Here is an 18,630-nt window from a genome sequence, read left to right on the forward strand (position 1 = left end):
TTTAGTCTAAAATTCATCGGTTACACATCCTTTAGATGCGGATGAAACTGTTTTTGCATATTTATAAAGGACACCACGTTCAAACTTCAATTCTGGTGCTTTCCAGTTTTGTCTTCTTTTTTGCAATTCTTCTTCAGAAACTTCAACTGAAATGGTATTGGTTTCTGCGTCAATTGTAATAATATCTCCATCTTCAACAAAGGCGATGGTTCCTCCTTCTTGAGCTTCTGGAGTAATGTGTCCCACAACAAAACCATGAGTTCCTCCTGAGAATCTACCATCTGTAATTAATGCTACATCTTTTCCTAAGCCAGCTCCCATAATGGCTGCAGTTGGTTTTAACATTTCGGGCATTCCTGGCCCACCTTTTGGACCTTCGTAACGAATAACGACGACATCTCCTTTTTCAACTTTTCCGTCTCTTATTCCGTCATTAGCAGCATACTCGCCTTCAAAAACTTTGGCTTTTCCTTTGAAACTCAACCCTTCTTTTCCTGTGATTTTCGCAACACTACCTTCTGTAGCTAAATTACCATAGAGCATTCTTAAATGTCCAGAAATTTTGATTGGTTCTTCAATAGGTTTGATGACGTCTTGTCCTTCTGTTAAATCTTCGACATCCAATAAGTTTTCTGCAATTGTTTTTCCTGTAACGGTCAAACAATCTCCATGTATCAGGCCTTTTTTCAAAAGATATTTTAATACCGCAGGAATGCCTCCTACCGCATGTACATCTTCCATTAAGTATTTACCACTAGGCTTTAAATCAGCTAAAAACGGTGTGTTATCGCTTATATCTTGAAAATCTTTTAATGTAAAATCTATTTGAGCAGCTCTGGCAATCGCTAGAAAGTGTAATACTGCATTTGTAGAACCTCCAAGTATTGTTACTAGTCTTACTGCATTTTCAAGAGATTTTCTAGTTATGATGTCTGAAGGCTTTATATCTTTTTCTAATAATACTCGTAAAGATTCTCCAGCTCTTATTGATTCTTCTTTTTTTGCATCGCTTAATGCTGGATTTGAAGAATTAAAAGGTAATGCCATTCCTAAAGCTTCTATAGCAGAAGCCATTGTATTTGCTGTGTACATACCTCCACAAGCACCAGCACCTGGACATGCTTTTTCAACGATGTTTTGATATTCGTTTTCACTCATTGTACCAGCCACTTTGCTTCCCCAAGCTTCAAAAGCAGAAACTACGTCTAGTTTCTTTCCATTATGACAACCAGAATCAATGGTGCCACCATAGACTAAAATCGAAGGACGGTTCAGACGAATCATTGCTATTAAGGCTCCGGGCATATTTTTATCACAACCAACCACAGTGACTAAGCCATCATAACTCATAGCTTGAACTACAGTCTCCATAGAATCTGCAATAATATCTCGAGATGGTAATGAGTAACGCATTCCTGGTGTTCCCATAGAAATGCCATCGCTTACACCAATAGTGTTGAATATTAAACCAACCACATCTTCGTTCTTCGTACCTTCTTTGACCAGTTTTGCTAAGTCGTTAAGATGCATATTGCATGGATTGCCTTCATAACCAGTACTAGCAATTCCCACAATGGGTTTAAAAAAATCTTCTTTTGTTAATCCGATAGCATGCAACATAGCTTGAGCAGCTGGTTGCGTTGGATCTTGGGTAACGGTTTTACTGTATTTATTTAATTGACTCATAGAATCGAGTTGTGCGAAAAATAGTTTATAGTACTAAATTACTTCTTGGTCTAATTCTATGTATATGGATCTTAGCTCTAAATCTAAAGTCAAATAAGTTTTAGTGAATTTAAATTACTGTAAATCAGTATTTTAATGTCATTTTAATATGATGTTCAAGAATATTAATTTTTTAAATAAAAATTGATTTAGAAACATTAATCAATTCTGAAAGTCTTTTTTTCTTTACCAACTCCTGTTATGGTTAATGATTTCCATTGTTTTGGAAGTATTGGATTCTTTTGTTCAATGCTTTTTCCAGTGAGGTGTAATGCACCAACACCAAATATAAAAGTTTGCAACATCCCACCAGCATCAGTTGCAAAATATGAATTGTTGCTCATTGCTGAATTATTTTAGACGATCTGCTTAGAAAAAGATATCAATAATTTTGATGTATAGGAATTACAAAATAAAATCGAATCTGACATGATTTGGATAAAATATAGGATTAAGAATTAGCTTGAGTTTCTAATAATTAATTCGGTATCAACAGTAATTGTTTTTGGCTTAAAATCATTTCCGTTTTGTTTACATTCTATTTCGTTAAATAATAATTCAATTGATTTTTCACCAGTTTTATTAGCATTTTGTTCAACAGAAGAAAGTGTTGGGGTAATAACCGAGGACATAAACCAATTACTAAAACCAAAAACGCCTATTTCTTCAGGAATTTCAATATTTTGTTTATTAAGATAGTTTATCACTCCTATTGCGGTTAAATCTGTAACTGTATAAATAGCATCAATATCTGTTCCGTATGTATTGATTAATTTTTCAGCGTTTGTGTATCCATCATCAAAGTCACCATTTTTGCATATATAAACCAAGGAAGCATCAAATAGAATGTTGTTATCTTCTAAAGCTTTTTTATAACCAAGAAATCTATCAATAGAGTTTTGTGGATTTAAGTCACCTCTAAAATAAGCGATACGTTTATAACCTTTGTTAATTAAATACGATACTGCGTCATATGAGGCTTTTATATCATTAATAACTACTTTAGAACAGTCAATGAGTTTTGTAATTTTATCAAATAATACCAGCGGAATGTTATAGTCTTTAATTTTTTGCAAATGCTTAAAATTGTTTGTACCATTAGATAATGAGATCAAAATGCCATCTACGCCTTTATTAATTAGCAAGTCAACTTGTTTTTTTTCTAATTCATAATCTTCGTTAGATTGCATTATAATTACCATGTAACCTTTGTTCTCTGCTTCTTTTAATATGGCATTAATGATATTAGAGAAAAAGTAATGCACCATGCTAGGAATAATAACGCCGATAGTCTTAGATTCTTTGCTTCTTAAGCTTTGTGCAAAAACATTCGGAGAATAATTTACAGATTCAGCCAATTCTAGCACTCTAAGTTTTGTTTTTTCGCTGACATCAGGGTAATCCTTAAGCGCTTTTGATACAGTAGATATGGATATGCCTAGCGCATTTGCTATTTCTTTTAGGGTAGTCTTAACCATTAATTAATATTCAAAAAAATTAAATTCAAAATTGCTATGAATGTTTTGACTAAAATTTGAGACTAAAATTAAGGATATATATAGTCATTGAAATAAGTCAAAAGTCCCATTTTTATTTCATGTTGAATAATGAAAAGATTGTTAAAAATACGATTTACGAAAACCTTTTCGGTAATTTTTTAAGATTTTTTTAAGGTTTTATTTTGCACTTCTGATAAAAAAAGGCAATTTAGTATTTATATTTGACAAAAATTTAACGTTTACTTATCAATTTCGTAATATCGTAAAACTCGATTACAAATCAAACAAACTAATTACTAACTAAATAAACACAATATGACACAAAATCTTTTTAGAAAAATTTTATGTAGTATTTTCTTTCTGGTAGGCGGATTGATATACTCGCAAACCGTTACAGGTAATGTTTCGGATAACACGGGTCCATTGCCAGGAGTTAACGTCATCGTTAAAGGAACAACTAATGGTGCTCAAACTGACCTTGATGGAAATTATACATTAAACAATGTGGCTTCAGATGCTGTTATTGTTTTTAGTTACTTAGGATTTAAAACTCAAGAAGTAGCAGTAAATGGTCAATCTACCGTTAATGTAGTATTAGAGGAAGATGCCGCCGCTTTAGAAGAGGTTGTTGTTGTAGGTTATGGTAACACAACTAAGAAAGAAGTTACTTCTGCTGTTACAACAGTAAGTGAAGAAGAATTTAACCGAGGTGCGATTAATGATGCTGCTAGTCTTCTACAAGGTAAAGTAGCTGGTTTAAGTATTTATAATAGAGGAGGAAATCCTAATGATGATGCCGTGATTAGATTAAGAGGTATTTCAACTATTGGAGCAAATTCTCAACCATTAGTAGTAATAGATGGTATTATTGGAGCATCTTTAGATAACGTTGATCCCAACGATATTGATACTATGACTGTTTTAAAAGATGGTTCAGCTGCCGCTATTTATGGTACGCGTGGATCTAGTGGTGTAATCATTATTACAACAAAAAGAGGTAGATCTGGTTCTACAACAGTTTCTTATAATGGATCTGTGGCTTCAGCATCTATTGCTAGACAAGTAGATAATATGAGTGGTGAAGAGTTCGTTGCTGCTGGAGGAACAGATTTGGGTAGTAGAACTGATTGGATAGATTTAGTAACAAGAAATGCTATCACTAATATACATAACGTTGCCATTTCTGGTGGTTACGATCAAACTAGCTTTAGAGTATCTGCAAACTTTAGAGATGCTCAAGGTGTTCTGAGAAATTCTGGTTTTAATCAGTTTAATACAAGACTACAAGCATCAACTAGAATTTTAGATGATAAATTAAAAATAGATTTTAATGCCTCTTTTACTAAAAGAGATAGTGAAGAAGGTTTTAATGAAGCATTAAGATATGCAGTTCTTTACAACCCAACTGCTCCTGTTTTTGGTGCAGATTCACCATTTCCATTTAGTGCGGATCCTTATGGTGGCTATTTTGAAACATTAGGTTTATTTGATAGCTTCAACCCTGTATCTATTATTAATCAAAATACCAATAATAGTGATAGAAACGAATTTACATATGGTGCAAACTTCAAGTATAGTTTCACAGATAATATTTCATTGAACGCGACTTATTCAGAACAGAGTTCTAAATTTAATAATGGTCAGTATTATAGAACAACATCGCTTTTTAGAGGTAATGCATCGAGTCCAACACGAAAAGGTTTAGCACGATTATATAATAGAGATGATAGATTTAAATTATTCGAGCTTTTTGGTGATGTTGCTTTAGATCCAAGCGATAGATTAAATTTAAAGTTTACTGGTGGATATTCGTGGCAAGAAGAACAATTTAATGATTATTTTATTTCAGCAGGTGATTTTCCAAATGATAATCTAGCATATATTGACGCTTTAGAATGGTCTCAAGATCAGATTAATGGTGGTAATTTGTTGAATATTAATAGTAACAGATCACCAGAACAACGTATTATAGCATTTTTTGCGAGAGCAAATGCAACTTTTGATAACGCTATATACTTCAATGCTTCGGTTAGACACGAAGGCTCAACTAAATTAGGTGAGAATAATCAATGGGGAACATTTCCAGCTGTTGGTTTAGGTGTAGATTTGAATAATTACATTGATATGAATAATGTAGATCAATTCAAAGTAAGAGTTGGATATGGTGTTACAGGTGCTTTACCAGTAGATTATGGACTTGCTCAAAGTGGTTATAATCCTGATGGAAATTTACTTTCTTCAGTAGCATTTAGACAAGCAAACCCAGATTTACAGTGGGAAGAAAAAGCAGAGACGAATTTCGGAATCGAGTTTAACATGGGGCGTTTAGGTGCAACGTTAGATTTGTATTCTAGAAAAGTTACAGATTTTATTATTGAAAGACCTATTTTAGCAGGTGAACTTCCTGATGATGTGGTTCAAATTGCTGATACCTGGTTTGACAATAGTGGAGAATTATCTACCAAAGGTTTAGAATTAGCCGTGAATTATGATATTATTAAAAGTGATGACCTCACTTATAATTCAGGTTTAATTTTTTCAACCTATAAATCTACTTTAGATGAGTTCGGACAAACTACATTTAGAGGTAATCTTGGTGCGCCAGGTCAAAATAATACTGCTGTAGTATTAGTAGCACCAGGCGAAGAGATTGGATTAATTTATGGTCCTGTATGGGATGGAACAATCACTGATGGTGCGCAAAACTTTGTAGATTTAAATGGTGATGGCACTATACAAGCAAATCAAGAAATCGGTAATGCAATTGATGCTGATGGTGATGGTGTTATCGATGGTGATTTAACTGAGCTTGGTAAAGGTATTCCAGATTTTGAATTAAGTTGGACACACTCTTTAGCTTACAAAAATTGGGATCTTAATATGTTAATTAGAGGTGCATTTGGTCACAGTTTAGTTAATAATTTTAGAGTATTTTATGAGCCAAGAGTAGGTAGTCAAAGTTCTTACAACTTTATCAATACTGACTTAGCAGAGCCAACAATTACAAATGCTCAATTTAGTTCATTGTATGTTGAGAAAGCTGATTTTGTTAAACTTGATAACCTACAAATTGGTTATACATTTGATATTGCCGATGATAATAAGTATCTTAAGAGTCTAAGACTATCATTAACGGCTCAGAATTTATTTACAATAACGGGTTACACAGGTGCAGATCCAGAGCCTGCTTTACAAGATAGAGGAGATGTGGATAATGGTGGATTTTTACCTCCAGGAACTGGAGATCCTTTAACACCAGGTATAGATAGAAGGTATAACTATTTCCAATCAAGAACTATTACATTAGGTCTTAATGCAAACTTTTAAAAAAAAAAATATGAAAAACATTTTTAAAATCAGTTTAATGTGCGGAGCACTTGTTCTTATGAGCGCCTGTACAGATTTAGATGAGAACTTACTCGGAGAAGTTACAGATCAGTTTGATGGTGTCGAGCCAGACTTTGGAAGCTTTGACGGTGGTGGTCCTGGTCCTTCTGACGCTATTGCGTCTGCTTACAATCAGTTGAGAAATGCTGGTTCAGCAAACCATGGAGGTTACTTTTCAATTCAGACAGTGTCTTCTGATGAAGCGGCTATTACCCAAAAGGGTGGTGATTGGTTTGACGGTGGTATATGGTTAGATATGCACAGACATACTTATACATCAACTAATGGTCCCGTTACAGGAACTTGGACACAACAATATGATGCTATTGGAGCTTGTAATACTGCGTTAGCCGATGGTGGATTAGATGCTAATCAAGTCGCTCAGGTGAGATCTTTAAGAGCTTTTTTCTACTACCGTTTACTAGATTTATATGGTAGAGTTAAATTAGTTACGGAAACAAATAATAACCCGCCACAAGCAACAAGAACAGAAGTGTTTAATTTTGTTGAAAGCGAGTTGTTGGCTTCTTTAGGAATTGGTTCTGTATCAATCGGTATGGATTTATCTTTAAGCCCATTAACTACAGAGCAAAATCCATATAGAATTAATCAGTTCGCTGCTTTAGGTTTATTATCAAAATTATATCTTAACGCTGAAGTCTACACTGGTACTGCAAGATGGTCAGAAGCTTCAATGGCGGCAAGTTATGTTATTGATAATGGTGGTTACATTCTTTGTGATACAGGATGTTCAGTACCAAATCCGGCAAGAAGACCTGCTGTTGCTTCTGATCCAGAAACATTAGAAGGTTATGCTGCAGTCTTTGCACCTAATAACCAAAATAACCCAGAAATGGTATGGTCAATAGCTTATGACAATGCGTCTGGTACAAACATGAATTTTGCTCAGATGACGTTACATTATTCAAGTCAATTTACATGGAACATTGCAAATCAACCTTGGAATGGATATTCTGCACTTGAAGAATTTTATAATTCTTATGAAGATGGTGATGCTCGTAAAACAGCTAACTTTATTGTAGGTCCACAATTTGATTATGAAGGTACAGCTATTTTAGATTACGCTGCTCCAGCTGATGAAATTGAATTAAACTATTCTACAGATATTAATGAATTAGAACCAAATGCATCGAGAAAAGGTGGTGCGCGTATGGGTAAATTTAGTTTCCGTCAAGGGCAACAAGATAATATGGATAATGATTATCCTATCATACGTTTAGGTGATATGTATTTAGTACGTGCAGAAGCAGATGCTAGAGCTGCTGGTAACTGGTCTATGGCTTTAAGTGATGTAAATACAATTAGATCTAGAGCAGGTGTTGGAGCCTTAACGTCTTTAACGGCTGATGATTTCTTAGCTGAGCGAGGAAGAGAAATGTTTATGGAAGTTTCTCGTCGTCAAGATTTAATACGTTTTGGGAAATTTAACGATGCATGGTGGGAAAAGCCAGCTTCTGATCCAACAAGAAATGTATTCCCAATTCCACAAGAGCAAATTGATGCAAGTGGTGGAACTTTAACACAAAATTCAGGATACTAATATTTAATATAAAGTATTTTATTTGAGTAAAAAAGGGGTACTTTTATGTATCCCTTTTTTAATATAATTATTCTTTCTATTCATGCTTAAATGAAAAACTCGCTAGTACTTTTTTTTATAGGATACGTTTTGTTTTCTTGTGAGAGTAATGTTAGCGATTCTAAACTCTTTTTGCTGAGAAATGGCGACTCAGGTATAACATTTGAGAATACATTAGATTATACAGAGGAACTGAATCCATATACCTATAGAAATTTTTATAATGGAGGAGGAGTTGCCTTAGGAGACATCAATAATGATGGTCTTTTAGATATATATTTTACAGGGAATTTAGTCAATAACGAACTGTATTTAAATAAAGGAAATTGGGAATTTGAGAATATTACTGAAAGTGCTGGAGTAGGATGTGACAATGTTTGGTCATCAGGAGTCACTTTTGTGGATATTAATTATGATGGATTATTAGATATTTATGTTTGTAAAGCTGGTCCACCAAGTGATAGATCTAATAGGCATAATGAGCTATTCATAAATAATGGAGATTTAACTTTTACTGAAAAGTCAAAAGAATATGGCCTCGATATTGTTGGGCTCAGTGTACAAGCAAACTTTTTTGACTATGATAAAGACGGTGATTTGGATTGCTATCTTCTTAACAATTCAATAAGAGCGGTTGGAAACTATGATTTTGTAAAAGATCAAAGAGAAAAGCCAACTAAAAGCGGTAACAAGTTTTTAAGAAATGACAATAATAGCTTTGTCGATATTACCGAAGAATCGAATATTTATTCTAGTTCTATTGGTTTTGGTCTGGGCATCACAGTAAGTGATTATAATAATGATACCTGGCCAGATGTATTTGTTTCAAACGATTTTTTTGAACGCGATTATTTATATATAAATAATCAGGATGGAACATTTAAAGAGGATTTAGATAATCAATTTGGTTCTATTTCAATGGGTTCTATGGGAGCAGATGCTGCTGATTTAAATAATGATTCGTTTTCGGACATTATGGTGACAGAAATGTTACCAAAGTCTATAGAAAGACAACGCTCTAAAACTATTTTTGAATCTTGGAACAAATACGATTTAGCAAATAAAAAAGGTTATCATCAACAATTTTCTAGAAACGCTTTGCATAGAAATATGGGTGATAATTCATTTTTTGAAATAAGTCGGTTTTCTAATGTTTCGGCATCCGAGTGGAGTTGGGCTTCTTTACTTTTTGATGCAGATAACGATGGTTTAAAGGATATATTTATCAGTAATGGAATCTATAAAGACTTATTAGATAGAGACTATTTGACCTATATGGCAAACGAAGATAAAATCAGGGATATGATAAAAACTGATAAAGAAATTATGAATAAACTTGTGGATATGATGCCATCTCAAGCGGTTTCAAATGCTGTATTTAAAAATCATGGTAGTTTTCAATTTTCTGATGAAGCAATAAACTGGGGATTAGACACTCCAAGTTTTAGTAATGGAAGTGCTTATGGAGATATCGATAACGATGGAGATTTAGATTTGGTTGTAAATAATGTAAATATGCCTGCTTTTTTATATGAAAACACTTCTGATAGTACTCTAAATAAAAGTATTTCAATAGATTTAATCGGTGGTGAAAAAAATAAATTTGCTGTAGGTTCAAAAGTAGAAATCTATTATGGTGAAGATCAGTATGGAAGTCTTGAGAACTTCCCGTCAAGAGGTTTTCAAAGTTCAATTTCGCCAAAATTATTATTAGGCACTAATAAAGCTAGCATTATTGATAGTCTAATTATTTCATGGCCAACTGGAGCTATGAGCAGACACTACAACCTAAATACAAATCAAGGTTACACCTTTAACCAATCAGAAGTAAAGCGCTATACTGCACAAATCAATACTAAAAATCAAAACCCATTAGTTGAGACAGATGCGCTATTTAGTTATACGCATAGAGAAAATAATACTGTAGATTTTAATAGAGAACAGTTATTGCCAGAGATGTTGAGTAATGAAGGACCAAATATGGCAAGTGCAGATATAAATAACGACGCTATCTTAGATTTTTATATAGGTGGCGCTAAAGGACAATCTGGGATTTTATTCATATCTGAAAGTAGTGGTTTATTTAAGGCGATTGTTGAACCCTTCAATATAAATGCAAAATCTGAGGATACTGATGCAGTATTTTTTGATAGTGACAATGACGGTGATTTAGATTTATATGTCAGCAGTGGAGGTAAAGCATTTTCCAAATATGATTTTTCTTTAAATGACAGATTATATATTAATGATGGTACCGGCAATTATGAGCTGAGTATAGAAGCTCTAAATTTCTCAAAACCAATTAGCACATCAACAATTTCAACTTATGATTTCGATAATGACGGTGATATAGATATTTTTATTGGTGAACGTTTTAAAGTAGAAACCTATGGCATTCCATCATCTGGATACATATTAAAGAATAATGGTAATAATCACTTTGAAATTTCTGAACCTGAAGCATTAAAGAGTATTGGTTTAATTACAGACTCTTATTGGGCAGACCTAAATAACGATAGTGTAAAAGATTTAATAGTTGCAGGCGAATGGATGCCTATTTCTATTTTTATAAATAAAGATGGAGAATTAACAAATCAAACTAAAGCATTTGGGCTATCCGATACGGCTGGTTTATGGAAAACCATTGAAATTAAAGACCTTAATAACGATGGCAGAGTAGATATTGTAGCTGGTAATAAAGGTGAGAATACTTTTTTTAAGCCAAATATGAGAATGTATGTTTCTGACTTTGATAGTAATGGTACTATTGAACAGATTATATGTTACAAAAAAGACGATAAATACTACCCAATTCTAGATAGAGACGAGCTTATTTCTCAAATTTCAAGTCTTAAACAAAAGTTGTTGTTTTATAAAGACTATGCGAATGCTCATATCGCTTCTATTTTTACTACTGAACAACTAAAGAAAGCAAAAATTTTTGATGTTAAAATGCTGAATTCAGCACTATTTATAAATAAAAATGAGACTTTTGTAAATCAAAAATTGCCTAATGAAATCCAATACTCAAGTATAGCTGCTATTGAAATTTTTGATCTAGATGAAGATGGTAATCTAGATATAATATTTGGTGGAAATCAGTATCTTATAAAACCACAGTTTGGAATAGACGATGCTTCTCAAGGTTGGTTAGTATATGGTAATGACGAAAATGATTTTAAGGAAGCTATTTCTTTAAATATTAAGGGTCAAATAAGAGATTTTAATATTGTAAGGTTGAAAGATGAGACAATTTTAATGTCGGCTATTAATAATGATAGCATTAAATTTTATAAAATATTAGATAAAAAAATTATAAATGAAAATAAGGTTTGGTAATTTAATACTACTTCTTTCTATTTTTTTGGTATGTTCTTGTCAATCGGATTATACCAAACTAGTTAAGGATGAACTAGCAACTGGAGTGCGAAATGATTCTGTCTTTTATGGCCTAAAATTTGGTCAAACAAAAAGTGAATTTTTTGAAATCTGTAAAGAATATAATCAAAGACGTATTTTAACACACGGACCAAATAATAGTTACGTACAAAGTTTTTTATATCCACAGGATACTACTGATACAACTCAGAAAATGAGAATGTTATTTTACGGAAAATTCAATAAGGAAAATAAGATTATTGCCATGGATGTTAAGTTTTCTTATGTTGCTTGGGCTCCATGGAATGAAGACTTATCTGCAGAAGCGTTACTACCCAAAGTCCAAGATACTCTAATGAAATGGTATCCAGGAAATTCATTTATGAAAGCTAAAGATGATATCTTAGTGAAGGTAGATGGTAATCGTCAAATTCAATTAAAACAAGAGTCCGATAAAGATGTCTCAGTTATAATTGAAGACCTCGACTACAAGTACAACAATTTAAATAAATAGTAAATGCTGAGGTATTTTAATATCGTTTTAATTTTATTTTTTCTTTCTTCTTGTACTAAAAATAAGAATCAACCAAGTATGGAGAATAGAGGACCGCAATTTAAGTTGTTGTCGGCAGATTCTACAGGTATTAATTTTAGTAATGATTTGGTTTCTACTGATGAATTTAACGTTTATAAATACCGAAATTTCTACAACGGAGGTGGCGTTGCAATTGGTGATATAAATAATGACGGTTTACAAGATGTATACCTAACCTCTAATATGAGCAAGAACAGATTGTATTTAAACAAAGGGGATTTTAAATTTGAAGATATAACTGACAAAGCAAATGTTGCTGGTTCTAAAGCTTGGTCTACAGGCGTATCTATGGTAGATATTAATGCAGACGGATTTTTAGATATTTATGTTTGTAATTCTGGAGATGTTAAAGGCGATAATAAGCAAAATGAATTCTTCATTAACAATGGCGATGGAACATTTAGCGACAAAGCCGAAGCACTAGGGTTAGATGATAAAGGCTTTTCTACACACGCTTCTTTTTTTGATTATGACAATGATGGTGATTTGGATGTTTATCTTCTCAACAATTCTTATCAAGCAATAGGTAGTTTTAATCTTACTAAAAATGAACGTCCAAAAAGAGATGTTTTAGGTGGAGATAAACTCTTTGAGAATAAAGATGGACTTTTTATAGACGTAAGCGAAAAAGCTGGGATTTATGGTAGCGTCATAGGGTTTGGTTTAGGTGTTACAGTTGGTGATATGAATAATGATGGCTGGCAAGACATTTATGTGTCTAATGACTTTTTTGAAAGAGACTACCTATATATTAATGAGCAAGATGGTACCTTTAAAGAGTGTCTCACAACATCGCTTAATTCAATTAGTGGAGCATCCATGGGAGCCGATGCTGCTGATATTAATAACGATGGATATAATGATATTTTTGTTACCGAAATGCTTCCAAGCGAGTATGATCGCTTAAAAACAGTAACTACATTCGAAGATTGGAATAAATACCAATACAACCTAAAAAACGATTATTACCACCAGTTCACTAGAAACATGTTGCAGCTCAACAATAGTGATTTAACATTTAGTGAAGTAGGTCGCTTTAGTGGAGTAGAAGCTTCGGATTGGAGTTGGGGAGCTTTATTTTTTGATATGAACAATGATGGTTTAAAGGATCTATTCATTGCCAATGGCATATATAAAGACTTAACCAATCAAGATTATTTAAAGTACATTTCTAATCAAGAAGTAATTCAATCTATTGTAAAAAATAATCAAGTAGATTATAAAAAATTAATTGATATCATTCCGTCAAATAAAGTTAAAAATCACTCCTATATTAATAATGGACATTTAAAATTTGTTCGTACAGAAAATGGATTAAACACTGAAGGGTTTTCAAACGGATCAGCTTATGGAGATTTAGATAACGATGGTGATTTAGATGTTATTGTTAATAATGTGAATATGCCATTATTCGTTTATGAAAATACACTAAATCAAAATGACACTCACTATTTAAAAATTGTACTAAAAGGGGAGGGACGAAACAAAGATGCCATCGGATCAAAACTTAAACTTTCTAACAATATAGATACGCTATATATAGAACAGCAACCTGTAAGAGGGTTTCAGTCTTCTATGGATAATCGTCCAAATTTTGGTTTTAAGAATAAAGACAATGTAAACCTAGAAATAACTTGGCCTTCCGGTAGAGTTACAAATCTTATGAACCTTGAAGTCGATAAAACACTTACACTTTACGAAAAAGATGCCACTAATAGTCTTCAAAATTCATCAGAATCATCTTTAGCACTATTTTCTAAAGATGAAGAGACGTTAAATTTCACACATAAAGAAAATAATTTTATAGATTTTAATGTAGAGCGTTTATTGCCTTTTATGCGAAGTACTGAAGGACCAAAAATGGCTTTTGGTGATGTTAATGGAGATGGTGAAGAGGATATATTTATTGGTGGTTCTAAAGATAGTTCTGCTAAACTATTTATTCAGAAAAATGGTCGGTTTAGCGAGTTGAATACTTCTGCTTTTGAAAATAGCAAATCATCAGAAGATGCAGAAAGTATATTTTTTGATGCAGATAATGATGGTGATCTCGATCTATACGTATGCAGTGGAGGCATAGAGTTTTCAAAATTTAGCCCTAAATATTCTGATAGACTTTACATTAACAATGGTAATGGTAATTATACGATTTCGCTTCAGATATTGCCAACGAAAGTTGGGTATCACAGCAGTAGTACAGTTACGGCTTCGGATATAGATAACGATAATGATATAGACTTGTTTGTTGGTGAGCGTGCCATACCTAAAGCTTATGGAGCAGCTGGCTCTGGTTTTCTTTTGATTAATGATGGTAAAGGAAATTTTACTGAAAAGTCGAATACTTTGTCTTCTGAATTTTCCGAACTAGGAATGATTACAGATGCAGCGTTTGTAGACCTCAATAAAGATAATTTTGAGGATTTGGTAATTGTTGGTGAATTTATGGGAGTAAGAGTTTTTGAAAACACTAATGGAAGTTTTAAAGAAATTGCAAATAAAGATTTGTCTAATTTAAAAGGATGGTATAATACCATTGAAGTAGCAGATTTAGATAATGATGGCGATAAAGACATGATTTTAGGTAATCATGGTTTAAACAGTAGATTTAAAGCCTCGGAAACTAATCCAATAAAACTATATGTAAATGACTTTGATGGGAATAGTTTTTTAGATCCAATTCTTACATTTAGATCAAGTAATGGTGATGAATATCCTTATGCACTTAGGCATAACCTAGTAGATCAATTAAAATATCTAAGTAAAAAATATCCAGATTATGAATCGTTTAAAAATGCAACTATAAGTGATATTTTTACGAAAGAGCAATTGAGTAGTAGCACGGTTTTAGAGGCTAATAATTTAAGTACTGTAATGCTAATTAACAATGGCAGTTTTAATTTTGAAATTAAAGATTTACCTGTAGAAACTCAATTTTCGCCAATATATGCGATAAGTACTTCAGACTTTGATAAAGATGGTGATTTAGATATACTACTAGGAGGAAATCTAAATGGCGTTATGCCAGAGTTTGGAAGATACGATGCTTCATATGGCAATTATTTAGAGAATTTAGGTGATAATAATTTTAAATACCATAGAACAGGAAGAGGTTTAAAGATCAATGGGGAGATCAGAGATATAAAAGTTATAAAAGATAAAATTTTTATAGCGAAAAATAACGACGCTTTAGAAGTTTATAAGTACTAAAATGACGAAAAGATTAAGCTTTATTTTTTTATTAATTTTTGCTTGTTCAGACAAGCAAGATCAGCCTGATATTGAAAGCTCTGATAAAATGCCTTTCAATACGATTAGTTCATCAGACTCTGGTATTAACTTTTCTAACGATTTAACAGATACAGGAGATCTTAATATCATTGAATATTTGTATTACTATAATGGTGGTGGAGTTGCTCTTGGTGATATTAACAATGATGGTTTAGATGATATCTATCTCTCTGCAAATCAAAAACCCGACAAATTATTTCTAAATTTAGGTAACTTAAAGTTTAAAGATATTTCCTTAGAATGCGGATTAAGTCAAGAAGGTACATGGTCTACCGGAGTTACAATGAGTGATGTTAATAATGATGGGTTGCTAGATATTTACGTTTGTAAAGTTGGAGATTATAAAGGTCTTAAGGCTAGTAATGAATTGTATATAAATCAAGGGAATAATACGTTCAAAGAGCAGTCTGAAGAATATGGTATCAAGTTTTCTGGGTTTTCAACTCAAGCCTCCTTTTTTGATTATGACAATGATGGAGATATGGATATGTATCTTATGAATCACTCTATTCATTCACCATATTCATATGGAAATTCAAGATTACGAGAAAAATCAGATCCTGTTTCTGGTGATATTTTCTATGAAAATAAATCTGAAAATGGGAAAACTAAATTTGTTGATGTTACTAACGAATCTGGAATCTATAATAGCGCGTTAGGATATGGTTTGGCACTTGCAACATCAGATATCAATAATGATGGTTTTATTGATATCTATGTAGGTAACGATTTTCACGAAAATGATTATCTCTACATTAATAATGGTGACAAAACATTTACAGAATCTAGTAGTGATTATTTTAATCATACATCTAGATTTACTATGGGAGTCGATGTTGCAGATATCACCAATAATGGTAAGTTAGACCTTATTACTTTAGATATGATGCCTTATAATTCTGAGATATTTTTAAAATCAGGAGGTGAGGATACGGACAAGGTTGATAAAATAAAAGCGTCTTTTGGTTTTAATCAGCAGTATGCTAGAAACCATCTGCAACTCAACAAAGGCTCACATTTTGTAGACGTTGCTTTAATGACTAATACATATGCTACAGATTGGAGCTGGTCGCCACTATTAATGGATTATAACAATGATGGTTTAACGGATATTTATATCACAAATGGTATTTATAAACGACCAAACGATTTAGACTATATTAAATACTTGAGTACTGTAGATTTTGCACGTTATGAAAAAACAGCTCAAGACACTTTAGAGCAAAAGCTCATTAAAACCATGCCAACTTTGAAGTTGCCAAATGTGTTAATGACAAATAATGGAGAACTGACTTTTACAAATTCTAAGGTAGTTAAAGCCAATGACGTTACTTACTCAAATGGTGCAGCTTACTCAGATTTAGATAATGATGGTGATTTAGATATTGTTATAAACAACATAAATGAGAATGCTTCTCTTTTAGAAAATACATCGACAAATAATTTTATGAGTGTAACTCTCTCAGAAAATAATAAAGTTGGGAACACAAATGGAGCGAAGATTTATTTATATGCTAATAATCAAACTTTCTATGAAGAACAAACGACTGTAAAAGGATTCCTATCGAGTTCTACAGCAAAAGTGCATTTCGGATTAGGTGAACTAACTCAAGTAGATTCTTTAAAAGTGGTTTGGAAAGATGGTAAGCAAAGCATTGCTAAGAACCCTAAAATTAATACTCTCGTTACAATTCAAAAAGAGAACACATCAAACTTTAATTACAACAATACCGAAAAAGATTCAAAATTTGAAGAATTTGCGTACCAACATAAAGAGAATAAATTTTTAGACTACGAACGTGATGCACTAATACCAGAAAACTTATCGATAGAAGGACCTTCTTTGGTACAAGAAGATTTTAATGGCGATGGACTTAAAGATTTATTTATTGGTGGAGCAAGAGGACAAGAGCCAGTACTTTATCTTCAGAATAGTGATGAAAGTTTTACAGTGAAGTCAACGATTGCTTTTGTAGAAGATGCTGGTTATGAAGATACTGATGCGATTGCTTTTGATATTGATAATGACAATGATTTAGATATATATGCATTACATGGTGGTAACGACTACCAAGAAGGTCACCCATTGCTAGAAGATCGTGTGTATATAAACGATGGCAAGGGTAACTTTACAAAACTAAATTCTAAATTATTAAGTACAAATGGCGCAACAGTATCGAGTTACGATTATGATAAGGATGGTCTGGCTGATTTGTTTATTGGTAACCGATCTATACCTGGTGCTTATGGACTATCACCTTATAGTTTTATCCTAAAAAATAAAGGTCAAAACAATTTTGAGATTGCATCTAAAGCGCGTTTTGGGATGACAACAGATTCTAAATGGGCAGATATTAATAACGATGGAAATATCGAGCTCATTGTTGTAGGAGATTGGATGCCAATTAGAATTTTTTCATATTCTGAAACAAATAAATTTGAAGATAAAACAAAGGATTACGGTTTAGATAAAACCAATGGGATGTGGAATAACGTTGAAGTTGTAGACACAAATAATGATGGAAATTTAGATATTATAGCAGGTAATGTTGGTTTAAACTTTAAGTGGAAAGCATCGCTAGATAAACCAGTAAAAATGTATTTAGATGACTTTGATAAAAATGAAAAGTTAGACCAACTTATCTTTTACGATTTCTTCGGAACATACGTGCCATTTGCTTCAAAAGACAAGCTAATGGCGCAAATGCCAGTTCTAAAAAAGAAGTTCACTAATTATAATTCATTCTCAAAAGTAAAAGGAATAACAGATATTGTAGAAAAGCCTGAAAAAGATATTTTAGAGACTAAATATATTTACGAGTTACAATCTATGATTTATAAGAATGAAGGTGAGAAATTTATACCGCAACCATTACCAAAACAAGCACAATTAAGTACCATAGAAGATGTTTTAGTTGATGGAAATAAAATCCTTTTTACTGGCAATTACAATGGTTTTGTTACTGAGCTTGGTGAAGCTTCATCTAACGCTGGAGGTATAGTGGAAATTACAGAAAAGGAAACATTGAATTACAGTTCTTTAAAATTGCCAAAACATATTAGCGGAAGAAAAATTGTAAAGTTAAATACTAACAAATACTTAATTATAACAAACAATGGACAGTCCTATGTGATTAACCGTTGAAACTATTGAATTA

9 protein-coding genes are annotated in these 18,630 nt (G+C 32.5%); 6 read left to right on the plus strand and 3 right to left on the minus strand.

The features are described from left to right. Positions 1 to 6: 6 nt before the first annotated feature. The 3 genes from ilvD to SJY34_RS13870 all read right to left on the minus strand — a co-directional run bounded on the left by ilvD (position 7) and on the right by SJY34_RS13870 (position 3,203). Complete coding sequence (gene ilvD / locus SJY34_RS13860) at positions 7 to 1,686, minus strand: dihydroxy-acid dehydratase (protein WP_400076613.1); 1,680 nt, start codon at positions 1,684 to 1,686, stop codon at positions 7 to 9. A gap of 197 nt (positions 1,687 to 1,883) precedes the next feature. Beyond that, positions 1,884 to 2,069, minus strand: a complete 186-nt coding sequence (locus tag SJY34_RS13865) for a hypothetical protein (protein ID WP_400076615.1) — start codon at positions 2,067 to 2,069, stop codon at positions 1,884 to 1,886. A 114-nt stretch (positions 2,070 to 2,183) separates the two neighbouring features. Then, complete coding sequence (locus SJY34_RS13870; RefSeq protein WP_400076617.1) at positions 2,184 to 3,203, minus strand: LacI family DNA-binding transcriptional regulator; 1,020 nt, start codon at positions 3,201 to 3,203, stop codon at positions 2,184 to 2,186. Positions 3,204 to 3,539: 336 nt separating this feature from the next. On the opposite strand from SJY34_RS13870, the gene SJY34_RS13875 reads away from it, so the two are divergent. From SJY34_RS13875 to SJY34_RS13900, 6 genes are all read left to right on the plus strand, one after another. Continuing rightward, entirely contained in the window at positions 3,540 to 6,551 is a 3,012-nt protein-coding gene (locus tag SJY34_RS13875; RefSeq protein ID WP_400076619.1) for a SusC/RagA family TonB-linked outer membrane protein, read from the plus strand. A 10-nt stretch (positions 6,552 to 6,561) separates the two neighbouring features. Then, positions 6,562 to 8,172 carry a RagB/SusD family nutrient uptake outer membrane protein gene (locus SJY34_RS13880; RefSeq protein ID WP_400076621.1) on the plus strand — a complete coding sequence of 537 codons (1,611 nt, stop codon included), beginning with the start codon at positions 6,562 to 6,564 and terminating at the stop codon, positions 8,170 to 8,172. 90 nt (positions 8,173 to 8,262) lie between these two features. Then, a complete protein-coding gene (locus SJY34_RS13885; protein ID WP_400076623.1) occupies positions 8,263 to 11,550 on the plus strand; it encodes a VCBS repeat-containing protein in 3,288 nt (1,095 codons plus the stop codon). Beyond that, complete coding sequence (locus tag SJY34_RS13890; RefSeq protein WP_400076625.1) at positions 11,531 to 12,103, plus strand: hypothetical protein; 573 nt, start codon at positions 11,531 to 11,533, stop codon at positions 12,101 to 12,103. The genes SJY34_RS13885 and SJY34_RS13890 overlap by 20 nt, the downstream gene beginning before the upstream one ends. A 78-nt stretch (positions 12,104 to 12,181) precedes the next feature. Next, complete coding sequence (locus tag SJY34_RS13895) at positions 12,182 to 15,391, plus strand: VCBS repeat-containing protein (RefSeq protein WP_400076627.1); 3,210 nt, start codon at positions 12,182 to 12,184, stop codon at positions 15,389 to 15,391. 1 nt (position 15,392) lies between these two features. Further along, a complete protein-coding gene (locus SJY34_RS13900; protein ID WP_400076629.1) occupies positions 15,393 to 18,617 on the plus strand; it encodes a VCBS repeat-containing protein in 3,225 nt (1,074 codons plus the stop codon). Positions 18,618 to 18,630 lie beyond the last annotated feature (13 nt).

It is taken from the genome of Winogradskyella sp. R77965 (genome assembly GCF_044594915.1).
Lineage (GTDB): Bacteria > Bacteroidota > Bacteroidia > Flavobacteriales > Flavobacteriaceae > Winogradskyella.